Origin of the sequence: Wolbachia endosymbiont of Nomada ferruginata, from assembly GCF_001675785.1 — a bacterium.
Classification (GTDB): Bacteria; Pseudomonadota; Alphaproteobacteria; order Rickettsiales; family Anaplasmataceae; genus Wolbachia; species Wolbachia pipientis.
Genome location: NZ_LYUY01000140.1, coordinates 1 through 2,178 on the forward strand (window position 1 = coordinate 1; position 2,178 = coordinate 2,178).

Annotated in this window: 2 pseudogenes; both read left to right on the forward strand. The window is 35.6% G+C overall.

Features of this window, described 5'->3' with window-relative positions:
* Window positions 1–62: 62 nt before the first annotated feature.
* A pseudogene (locus BA053_RS08805) lies at window positions 63–607 on the forward strand (IS3 family transposase); the annotation flags it as partial.
* A gap of 216 nt (window positions 608–823) precedes the next feature.
* Window positions 824–2,161: pseudogene (locus tag BA053_RS06015) on the forward strand (IS110 family RNA-guided transposase).
* Window positions 2,162–2,178: the final 17 nt, after the last annotated feature.

A 2,178-nucleotide genomic window follows, 5' to 3' on the forward strand; every position in this document is an offset into this window, starting at 1 on the left:
CCAGAAAAAGTAGAGAGAAAGTTAAGACGTTTTTGGAGTAAAATAAAACGTTTTTTCAAAATATGACAAATAGAAGAGAATATACAGCAGAATTCAAATTAGAAGCTGTTAAGCTGGTTAAAGAAACAGGTCAAGCAAGTACAAAAATAGCAAAAGATCTAGGTATAGATGGCAGTATGTTAAGTAAGAAAATATGATGGAAAAATGTCTGGAGCATACGCATTTCCAGGCAAAGGCTCCTTATGACAAAGAAAGATTTGATCTAAAAAAAGAACTAACAAGAGAAAGAGACATTTTAAAAAAAGCCCTGGGCAAAGAAAAAGAGTAAAGTATTCTTTTATATAGAAATTGCTATAAAACACAGGAACTATGTAGGGTTTTGTGCTGGTGGTATGGGTTGCTAAGGAAAAAAGCAGTAAAGAATTAGCAAAAGAAGGGCTTCTAGCAGATATTCAAAAAATACATCAAGCTTCTAAATGCAGATATGGAGCCCCTAAAATTCACGCTGAATTAAAAGCTTTAGGCAAAAATTAAAACAGTACAAAGTGTTATGCAAGCATCGAACAGACGAAATCTGTCAAATCAGAAAGAAACACACAAATTTAAGTTTTTAGTAGTTTTCAAGTATAGTTGTACAGGGAGCGCCTTTGCAGTTATGACCGACATTTTCAATGGTGCCTAAGTGCCCGTATGCAAGCATGGTTTTGGAAGGAACGGTCAAATCATTGATGGAGTCATTTAGACTACCTCGGTTAGGAGATTGTACTATCAACCGTTCCAAGCTGAAGCGTTTCCCTATTACAAATTATATGTAGGAGTTACCATGAAAAAAGCAAAAAGTAAATTAGAAATAGTGAATCCTAATGCAGCAGGAATAGACATTGGTTCAGCTGTACACTATGTGTGTGTACCTGAAGGAAGAGATGAACAACGCGTTCAGAAATTTGGCTGCTTTACTGAAGACCTTCATAACTTAGCACAGTGGTTGAAAAAGTGTAAAGTTACAACAGTAGCTATGGAATCAACAGGAGTATATTGGATTCCTTTATTTCAAATACTTGAGTCATACAAATTCGAGGTAAGATTGGTAAATGCACGGCATGTAAAGAATGTACCTGGTAGGAAGTCTGACGTTCAAGATTGCCAATGGCTCCAACAACTGCTTAGCTACGGACTGCTTCATGGATCGTTTAGGCCAGATAATCAGATGTGTGTATTGCGCAGTTACGTGCGGCAACGCAAAAATCTCACTGAAAGTGCATCTACACATATTCTGCGTATGCAGAAGGCATTAATTCAAATGAATATACAATTACACAAGGTTATTAGTCATATTACTGGGATAACTGGTATGAAAATCATTGAAGCTATAATTGAGGGCGAAAGAGATTCTGAAAAATTGGCAGAATTCAGGGACGTGCGAATGAAAAATGATCAGTCTACTATTGCAAAAGCGTTAGCTGGTGACTATAGAGAGGAACACTTATTCACGCTAAAGTAAGAATTTGAACTATATAATATTTATCAAGAAAAAATAGCAGAATGTGATAGAAATATTGAAGCCTATTATAAAACGTTTGAAACAAAGTCTTGTGAAAGCAAACAGCTAAGTAAGCAAAAGAATAAAAATAGCAAAAGTAAGCCAAGCTTTGCTTTGTATGAGGAACTGCACCGAATAACTGGTATGGATTTCACTAAAATTCCTGGATTTGATGTATTAAGTATACAAACCATAATTTCAGAAGTTGGTATAAACCATAGTAAATGGCCAACAGAAAAGCACTTTTCATCGTGGTTGGGACTCAGTCCTGCTAATAAAGTTACAGGGGAAAAAGTGTTTAACACAAGAACACGTAAAGTCATTAACCGTGCTGCAAATGCTTTGCGAATAGCTGCTCATTCTGTAGGAAATAGTAAAAGTGCATTGGGTGCATACTACAGAAGATTGAAAAAACGACTAGGAGCACCAAAAGCAATAACAGCTACTGCAAGAAAAATGGCATGCATATTTTATAGTATGCTCAAATACGGACAGGAATATGTAGAAAAAGGAATGGAATACTATGAAACACGCTATAAAGATAGAACTGTAAAAAATTTGATCAAAAAAGCGAGCGAATTTGGCTACATATTAGTTCAACAAGAAGAGTTAGTTGAGTGAGTTTCTTAGGAGAAAAT